The organism is Pseudanabaena sp. 'Roaring Creek' (genome assembly GCF_001402795.1).
GTDB lineage: Bacteria > Cyanobacteriota > Cyanobacteriia > Pseudanabaenales > Pseudanabaenaceae > Pseudanabaena.
Genome location: NZ_LIRE01000681.1, coordinates 1 through 9,095, shown reverse-complemented (window position 1 = coordinate 9,095; position 9,095 = coordinate 1). Strand labels below are relative to the sequence as shown.

Sequence of the window (9,095 nt, the reverse complement as noted above, 5' to 3'; positions counted from 1 at the left end):
AAGTTATAGCTGTCGCCAAGTTTACCAGATCAAAAAGCCAAGAATTAATGGGCGGCGCTTCGCGCCGCCCATCAATTCTTGTTTTTTTAGTGCAGAGCATAATTAACACCCAGTATCAAAACCTGTAGCGCACGCTGCGCGTGCGCTACAGGTTTTGGGGTTTTATATTTGATTGTGCCTAGCTACTTATACCAATCCCCAAAAGTGTAGCTACACTTTTGGGGATTTAAAACCAAACCCAGTAAGGGTTTTAAAATCACAAAATGGCGTAGCCGTTTTGTGATTTGGTATTAGCTGCGGAAGCGAAGATCGAGCGATCGCATGAATGCAGATTTAGAAGCAGAAGAGATAGAATAGGATTTATGTTTACCATGTCTTAACCTAATGTCAGACACACTTATGGTGGAAGCATTGCCGAGCCTATTGCCGATCTTAGCGATCGCGCCAGCCCAATTATTACGGGGGAATGGAATTTTATCGCAGCTCCCAAAATATCTATCTCGCTACGGGAATAAAGCTTTAGTAATTGCAGGGGAGAAAGCGAAGCAAGCCACCGCCAGCCATTTCGGAAACACTACTCTAGAAATCATCTATGCACCTGCGATCGCCGATTGCACCGATGCAAATTTAGCAATATTGCGCCAAATCGTTCAGCAGGAAAAGCCCGATGTGATTGTGGGTATCGGTGGTGGCAAGGTATTAGATACGGCAAAATTGATCGCCCATCAGCATCAATTACCGATCGCGACTGTTCCCACTACGGGCGCAACCTGTGCCGCATGGACGGCGTTAAGTAATGTCTATGACGAGCAAGGAGCCTTTGCCTACGATGTAACCCTCGATCGCTGTCCCGACATCATGTTTGTGGACTACGACGCGATCGCGACTGCGCCTAAGCGCACTCTCGTTTCAGGAATTGGCGACGCGATCGCCAAGTGGTACGAATCATCGGTCAGCAGCGGTAGTAGCCAAAAAACTATGGTGATTGCGGCTGTTCAAGAAGCAAGAATTCTCCGCGATATTTTGTTTCAAAAGTCAGCCGAGGCGATCGCCAATCCCCATAGTGACGCATGGCGTGAAGTTGTCGATGCTTCCGTATGTTTGGCAGGAGCGATCGGCGGTATCGGAGGCGCAAGCTGTCGCACTGTGGCGGCTCATGCGGTTCACAATGCCCTCACCCATCTCCATCAAACCCACGGCACATTACATGGTGAAAAGGTTGCCTACGGCATTCTCGTCCAGCTTCGCTTAGAAGAATTTCAGGGCAATCAACTAGCGACAACATCTCGCCATCAATTGCTTAAGTTTTATGAAGAAATCGGTTTGCCAACCTCTCTCGCTGATCTGGGCTTGAGCCAAGTTACCCTTGCCGAATTAGAGCAAATTGCCGCGATCGCCTGTCAGCCCAATTCTGATATTCATCGTTTACCCTTCACCGTTTCCCCCAGTCAAGTTCTGGCAGCGATGGTTTCCACAACCAGTCCCATTACCGCCACTGTTTAAAGCAAAAGCCTCGCTTGGCGAGGCTTTTGCTTTGCTTAGCGAAGGCTGGGTAGTTCAATGGCGATCGCTTGTTGCTGCATTTTTTTGAAGACGTTATAAAAGCCATTGGCACGGGATGGCGTGAGGCTGGCGACTAAACCTGTATCCTTAATGAAGTCGGGGGTAAGCAACTCAATTTCCTTTTGCGTTAAGCCACCCATACAGACCGATAGCAAGCCGACAAATCCTTTACTAATCAACGCATCCGAGTCCCCTGCAAATACGACTCGTTCGTTGGCATCTAGTTTTGCTACCACATATACCTGTGATACACAGCCCTGTACTTTGTTTTCAGGGGTTTTGAGAGTTTCGGGAAACGCTTCGAGTTTCTTCCCGTATAAAATCAGTTGTTCATAACGTTGCTTCGGATCGGAAAGCCTGTGAAATCGCTGGACAATGCGATCGATGGCTTCAGGTAAATGGGTCGGGCTTGACATTAGCTTTGGAAATATTTGGAGATGATTTTCAAGATTTAGACAGAAAATCTTAGAGCTATTCCAGTTTAAAGGATCTGATCGCATCTTGTGGGGCGATCGCCTAAATCCATCATCACCAATTAGCAAGGCGATCGTAGTTGATGTAAATCTAAGGGTAAAGTTTCTGCAACATTAAAGCTTGTCTGATCATTAAACGCTTGGGTTCATTTAGCTTCAATAAAAATATTGTAGTTCTGCCAATAGTAGCTTTTCCTAAAATATAGCCTTGATCGATTTGAAAATGTTCATTCCATTCGTGCAATCGAGGGTTAAATAGAACCATAATTTGTTTGGTAATTGGATCGATACTGGTTAAATCTGAACCTTTATATCGATTACATGGCAGGCAAGCCAGTACTAAATTTTCTTCGGTTGATAAGCCGCCATGCTTGACTGCTGTGGCATGATCCACTTCATGACTATAAATGGAGAAATTTTGATGGATTAGACAATATTCGCATTTCCCATCTGCGCGATCAGTTACTAATTGTCTAAGCTGATTGGAAATATAGGAGGTCATGCTGAATGCGAAACACTGGAATTTTTAGTTTGTATTGCGGCATAGGATCGGATTTTTAGCATTGTCATTAAAACATCAAGCTGTTCGTAGAGATTAAGTTCAGCTATTTCAGAGGGGAGCAGATTTGAATCTCGATTCTTTTGTAGAAGTTCCTGTAGGCGAGTTTGCGATCGCTCGGAAACTTTGAAGTTAGCAATCTGTACGGATGTGGGACGATTTACTAAAAAGTCAATAATTTCTAGATAGGTTGGGAAGTCAGTGGGTAAAAGATTGCTGGGCAATTCAAGGCTATCTATAGCTTCGTTGAGGAGTGAGGCATTAATTAGACGCGCAAAAATTTCTGAGATTTGATTTTGATATGGGGCTAGCCTTTGGGCTAATTCGTCTGGAATGTCAATGGTTAGCTGTGCCATTTGTTTGTTTTGGGCTGCAATGGTTACATTATAGGCAAATATCTTAATGGGGCGATCGCCTAAATCCATCATCACCAATTAGCAAGGCGATCACTGAGGTCTTTAATCGTAATGCCCCCCAATGGGCTTAGGGAAGAATAAGACTCCTGCTATAGCGATCGGGCTATATCATCGACCGCTTTCCATGCTGGAGTTGCTCTCACTACGGGGCTTTAACTCCCTCACGATTTAACTGACCAGTGCCTTGTTCAAGCATAGCTCAATAATTTTGTTTATAGATGGATCGCCTAAATCCATCATCACCAATTAGCAAGGCGATCGCTAAACATACAAATCATGATTTCACTGTGTCAACATACCAATCTTGAACAGAAAGCTCAGCTATCTCGATTGAACGTAAGCACAAACTATAAATATATTTAGCTGACAAGTTAGTTTCTATAAATATACCGTTTTTTAATTTTCGAGTGCTACGAAAACCTTTTTCATCAGCCCCTACTAGTCGAGGAAACTGTTCCATAATCTCTTTGAAATGCTCTGGCTCAATTGCAGCAATATTATTTAAAGTAGTCTCTAAAACATCTCGCCAACTCTTTACAGAATATTCTTCTCCACACATAAACAATACTTTAGGAACTTTTCCAGTTAATACATTAGGCTCAATTGTTCCTACAGATTCGTCTCCAAAATAGCTCCAAATTTCAACGATACGGTTAGCTAAGTAATCGGCTCTAGTTTCAATAGTGTCTCTTTTCCACACATCACATTGCTCAAAATACTTATTTAGTTCAAGATGGCTTTTCTTGTATTCACTTCGTTTAGTAATAAAATCAGAATTGGAAAGTTCAGAATTATAAGCTGTAAGAGTTAGATTCCCCAATGAATGAACAAATAAATCATGAGTAATTGACCAATCTTCTCCTAGATGTTCTTTCCACCAATTATTTAAAGTTTGGGGCATGACATGTTCAATTGAGACTTTGCTAAGGTCTACTTGTTCTTTATGTTGAAATGATTCTTCAAGAGATTCTAATATTAATTTAGCCTTTTCAGTTCGATTACTTCCATACAATTTAACATCTAGCAATCTTTCCTTAAACGAACTATCTTTTGGATAATCTTTGGACTGAAGAATGATTTTGAGCCGTTCAACAAATGAACCAGATGTAACATTAGGATCTTTAGTTATTTGAGAATATAGCAGGGCAAAAATTCTGTTTAGTCCCCTTGTTTGAACATCACAGACAAAACGTCGCAAAATAAAGTTCTCAAGCGTTTGAAAAATAGCTATGAACTCATCTTCAGAAATTTTATTTTGTATCCATTCTTCATAGCAATTTAGTAGAAATGGATAGACGGTTGAAACTTCTAATCGATCAATACGCTTTAAATATTTACGAATTTTGAGATTGTTTTCTAGATCTGGGTTTAGTAGTCTTGAATAGTAGTTTGCAAACTTATGTAAGTCTTGAAGATGCGGTAGTGCATCATCTTGTTTGATTTTCTCTTTGATTTGCAAATAAATTTCATTTTGCTTGACATCTATGGTGTCTTTAGTAAGGTAATGTCGAATAAATTCAGTTAGGTCTGCCCCTAAAAGCATTTCCATTGGTTGCCAATATTGCTTGTAGATAGATTCTTGATTATTTGAATGAATTCGCATGAAAAAGTAATTGCGAATTAAATCTGCTTGAGTTAAAGCTCGACCTTTTGCATTGAGGCTCTCAAAAACAAGATATGGATCGTCTTCGGTACTAAGGACTACACTAACAATTGAGAGATTGTTACAAATTATTTTATGGATTTTATAGATATCTGTAATATTTTGTCTGATTTTTCTTAAGAAGAAGTTATAGCATTCTTGTATTTCAGATGAATTAACTTCAGATTCTGCTCTAATTAGCTTATGAAAGACCTCACGATCTATCTGTGTCGGTTGCAATTTATAATAGTCCAACCCCTTTTTGTAAGGATTGACCAAGATTGTATTGTTAATTTCTGCGACGAGTTCTTCATCTTTCGTCTCTTTTGCGCGATCTCGAATAGCGCATAGTAAGATAAAAATAGTTGTCAGACGTTGCTGACCGTCAATTAATAAGTATTTACTTACACCTTCAGGAATTGAAGTCGTGGGTATTGTGACTATAGAACCCATAAAGTGAGTGCGGGGATTGTCAGATTCACTAAGTTCGATAAGATCGTCCCATAGCATTTGCCATTCAGACTTTTTCCAGCTATAAGGACGCTGAAACAAAGGTACAACATATTGTTTCGTACCTTCGATAATTTGTTGTAGTTTTGTTTCAGATGCTTGCATTACTTAGTTATCCCCAGGGCAACCGCATAAAAAAATTACGATCCTTAACTATCAAGCATTCCAGAAATCGATAAGTAAAAATACTTAGGATTGAAATCCTTACTGCATAAGCCGTCTATTTTTTATGCGGGTGCCCTGTAGTTATCCCCAGTGTTGTTTAAGGTTTAGATGTTGCAGGTTATAATTCTCATAATTCTAGCAAATTTTGAGGGATAAGATTTTTTTGGGTTTACAAACTACAACTACTACTGGCATCAAGAGATTCGCATATATTACTGAGATTTAATCACTGAGCGAAACCATGAAAACGATCGCTATTCAAATAGATGAAGATATTGCTCAAGCATTTCAATCTTCACAACCAGAGCAACAACAATAGATTCAAGCGTGGATCAATCAGTGGATGAGACAAGCCTTAAAAATCAGTAAGGCTCTTGCGGATAAAAAATGTCCCACCCAGTTATCTAGCTTCGACTCCGCTCAGCTAACGTTGGCTGAGCGGAGTCGAAGCCACAGGTACGTTAACTACTAGCAAGTCCCTAAGTTGCAAAATACAATGTATAGACTGAGTGATGAAGCTGTAGCTAATGGATTAACTCCAGAGATTTTACAGGCAATCATCGATGAGTAAAATCAGGATAATCCTTTGCGTAATGAATTTCTCAATGACTTTTTAGCAATTGTAGAAAATGTGCAAATCGTTCCAAAAATTGCAGCCTGTCGCGATCGCAAAGATGATAAGTTCTTAGAACTGGCTGTCAATGGGAATGCGAACTACATCATCACTGGCGATCAAGATTTGCTTGTCCTAAATCCTTTTCAAGATATTTCTATTATTTCTGTATCAGATTATTTGAGCTTGTAGTGAATAGGCGATCGCATCTTCGGCATTATTAGCGATCGCAAAATTACTAGGGACTAAATAGAGTAACAATCCTAGCCAAAACATCATCAACGATCGCGTCTGGAAGACTCTCCAACCTTCGAGCCTTACGCGCAGATAAATCAATAGGACGGGCTTGATCGCAACGAACTAAACCTTTAGTGCGGGTTCCCGCAGAATCTAGAGAAACAGCAAAACCTGCGGTTCTTGCAAAACTTCCACCCGATGTAATTGGAACCACGATTGGAACTTTGGTTAAAGCATTGAATTTATCGGGAGAGACAATCAAAACTGGTCTAGTACCTTGTTGCTCATGCCCTTCCGTTGGATCAAGGGAAACAAGATAAATATCACCACGTTTCATAGTTCATTTCCCACAGGCTCGACATCTAGCCAAATGCGATCGTCTTCCGTTATCGGAGCATTCGGATTGCATTTTGCCAAAAGTTCATCCAGTGAATATTGTGGTTTCGGTTGAGGTTCAATAATCAGTCTGCCATTGTCAACCGCAACCCCCACAGTTGTACCTGATTGTAAGTTCAGAATTTCGAGAATGGTGGGAGGAATCGCCAACATAATTGAGCCACCGACTTTACGAAGATTTGTGGTGTGCATAATTTCTCTGTTAGTTATATTTAAATATAACATTATAGCTACAGTCACTTGACTTAGGACAAATCAAACCCCAAGAATTGACTGGCGGCGCTTCGCGCCGCCAGTCAATTCTTGGGGTTTATGGGTTAGTACGACAGCTCTATACATATACATACAGATACAAGGGATATCGCTATGCTTTGCCCCTTTTGTTTGTAATATCTCCTAATTTTTTTAAGATTTAGAAAAAAGTTTCAGTCAATTGATTAGAAATTCTTATACTTTAACTTTATGAGTTTTGCTTAACTTCTTAGTGATTCCCGTACAGTTACGATTTTTTGAATGAAAAAATCCGTATTTTGTTCATCACGAGCATATTTGCGAAAGAAGCTTAAAAAAAATTGCATAAATTGAATTTTAGTATCTATCTTCAGGTTGATTTCTGGTCATTCATGTCATTTTATTTCTGAAATCATGTCTTCACAAGGTTTGTATACAAACAAAGCTCAAGATAGATTGTAACTAAAACCGAAATTTTCTTGTGTATTGAGTCATGATGCATATAAAAAATTTTTGGGCGCAAAAATGCCTATGTCTAAAGGCATACTTTTGCAGCCTTTTTTTTGTAACCATCGGCACAAAGTTCCATTTTTATAAAGAATCCTAATGAGAAAGAAGCAAAATTTCGATTTTTAATAGGAAACAGACGCTCAAATCTTTACTGTATAAGGGTTTAACGGCTAAGTTGTTGTCATTTTGAATAACCATGTTAATCTGATTCACATGGACAAGATTATTTGCGTTTTGTTCCTAGTTCGCAAAATTGCCGCAAAATTGTTTGTTAGTAATTTTGCTTGTAAGTCCTTCTCACTCAAGCTTCTATCGATTTTTTAGTCGTTTATCTTCATTTTCTGTTTTACCTATGCTTAATTGGAACTGGAGCTACAAGCTCTCTACCTCAGTAGTAGCTCTTGCTATCGTCTCAACCATCGCTAGCCCTAGCGCACAGGCTCAGTCTGAAGTCAAAGCTACTAATACATCTAATTCTTTATCAACTTCTCTAAAGGTGGGGGAAACCAGATCGCAGTCGTTGATTAGAACCAAAGATGATTCTATTGCCCGCATTCATACTCATATATTAAATGGTAGAAATGCTGCTACTGTCTATGTCCGTGGCATCCCTGTAGTTACCTACATAGATACGGATGAATCTCCAAAAGTCTCATCTCCAGATAGTCAGATCAATAATCAGACTAATACATTAAGTCCATCAAGATTTAAGGGAGAGACCAAGAAGAACTCTAATTCAGTTAAGTTACCAGCCAATAATACAAGTAATCTGACAAACAGCTTTAACTTAGGGTCGAGTAATTCAGATAGTTCCTCAAATAGTTCGTCAAAATCCGCAGAGGATAGTGCAGAACGTCTGCTTAGCTCCTCAAATCCGATCGAACGTGCTACCGCTGCCGCTGCATTAATCAATCAGCTTAGCCGCGATGGAATTGATGCGAATAAGATTATTCCAGCTTGGAAAGATGGTAGCTATGTGATTAATCTGGGCGATCGCGCTACTCTCAAGTTTGACGATCAGGTAATTTTCCCAACCTCTTCACCAACTCAAGCGCAAAATCAAACGCAAGATGTATTGGAATCAGCAAATCTACTACGTCGTCTTCTCGGTGGTGCTAATCCTGTATCGGAAATTAGCGATGCCCCAAATTCTAAATTTGCGGTAAAGTCTTCCTTTAATCCAATGCTTCATAGTCGGGTCGTGGGGGTAATGTCTGGCATGGCTTCATGGTATGGTCCAGGCTTTGATGGGAACTATAGTGCTAGTGGAGAGTTATTTAATGCGAGCGATCTCACTGCCGCACATCCAAGCTTACCCTTCGGCACACTTGTTCGGGTCGTTAATATGGACAACGGTCAGTCTGTGGTAGTCCGCATTAATGATCGCGGTCCCTATGCCCACGGTCGAGTCATTGATATCTCAACGGCGGCGGCGAACGTAATTGGTTTGATCTCTTCTGGAGTCGCTCCTGTGCGCTTAGAAGTCCTATCTAAGTAGCTGGATCAAAACCTGCGGTGCACACCGCAGGTTTTGGGGTTTTATCTTAACTTTTGTGAATTAATACCAATTTACGAAAGTGTGACAACACTTTTGTGAATTAAACACCAAACCCAGTAAGGTTTTGAGATTCCCAAAATGGCGTTGCTATTTTGGGAATTGGTATAACGTCAGTTCGGGTTAAGCTGGCAAATCTTAAAAGCCCAAAAGTAAAAGCCTTGCTACGCAAGGCTTTTACTTTTGGGCATTGAGAAAGGGTTTGCTATGCAAACCCTTTCTCAA

The 9,095-nt window shown here is 40.3% G+C and carries 9 protein-coding genes; 3 read left to right on the top strand and 6 right to left on the bottom strand.

Translation table 11 applies throughout. From position 1 onward, the window contains the following. Positions 1 to 384 precede the first annotated feature (384 nt). Positions 385 to 1,503, top strand: coding sequence for an iron-containing alcohol dehydrogenase family protein (locus AC805_RS19045; protein WP_055076856.1), 1,119 nt, complete (start codon positions 385 to 387; stop codon positions 1,501 to 1,503). A 35-nt stretch (positions 1,504 to 1,538) separates the two neighbouring features. Here AC805_RS19045 and AC805_RS19040 read toward each other — a convergent pair whose 3' ends face one another. The 4 genes from AC805_RS19040 to AC805_RS19025 form a co-directional block, all read right to left on the bottom strand. Beyond that, on the bottom strand, positions 1,539 to 1,979 hold the full coding sequence (locus tag AC805_RS19040) for a SufE family protein (protein ID WP_055076858.1): 441 nt from the start codon (positions 1,977 to 1,979) through the stop codon (positions 1,539 to 1,541). A gap of 148 nt (positions 1,980 to 2,127) precedes the next feature. After that, the gene (locus tag AC805_RS19035) at positions 2,128 to 2,538 is read right to left on the bottom strand and encodes an HNH endonuclease (protein ID WP_055076855.1); all 411 of its coding nucleotides are present in this window, start codon (positions 2,536 to 2,538) and stop codon (positions 2,128 to 2,130) included. Beyond that, entirely contained in the window at positions 2,535 to 3,023 is a 489-nt protein-coding gene (locus AC805_RS19030; protein WP_082429553.1) for a hypothetical protein, read from the bottom strand. Before AC805_RS19030 ends, AC805_RS19035 begins: the two co-directional genes overlap by 4 nt. A 262-nt stretch (positions 3,024 to 3,285) precedes the next feature. Then, a complete protein-coding gene (locus AC805_RS19025; protein WP_055076854.1) occupies positions 3,286 to 5,268 on the bottom strand; it encodes a DUF262 domain-containing protein in 1,983 nt (660 codons plus the stop codon). Between the two features lie 646 nt (positions 5,269 to 5,914). Here AC805_RS19025 and AC805_RS19020 point away from each other — a divergent pair. Further along, on the top strand, positions 5,915 to 6,133 hold the full coding sequence (locus AC805_RS19020) for a putative toxin-antitoxin system toxin component, PIN family (protein WP_055076853.1): 219 nt from the start codon (positions 5,915 to 5,917) through the stop codon (positions 6,131 to 6,133). Positions 6,134 to 6,179: 46 nt separating this feature from the next. On the opposite strand, the gene AC805_RS19015 is transcribed toward AC805_RS19020, so the two are convergent. Continuing rightward, positions 6,180 to 6,515 (bottom strand): type II toxin-antitoxin system PemK/MazF family toxin, encoded by a 336-nt coding sequence (locus tag AC805_RS19015; RefSeq protein ID WP_055076852.1) that lies wholly within the window; start codon positions 6,513 to 6,515, stop codon positions 6,180 to 6,182. Further along, a complete protein-coding gene (locus tag AC805_RS19010; protein WP_055076851.1) occupies positions 6,512 to 6,766 on the bottom strand; it encodes an AbrB/MazE/SpoVT family DNA-binding domain-containing protein in 255 nt (84 codons plus the stop codon). Before AC805_RS19010 ends, AC805_RS19015 begins: the two co-directional genes overlap by 4 nt. A gap of 901 nt (positions 6,767 to 7,667) precedes the next feature. On the opposite strand from AC805_RS19010, the gene AC805_RS26970 reads away from it, so the two are divergent. Further along, positions 7,668 to 8,813: a septal ring lytic transglycosylase RlpA family protein gene (locus tag AC805_RS26970; RefSeq protein ID WP_055076850.1), complete on the top strand. Its 1,146-nt coding sequence runs from the start codon at positions 7,668 to 7,670 to the stop codon at positions 8,811 to 8,813. Positions 8,814 to 9,095: the final 282 nt, after the last annotated feature.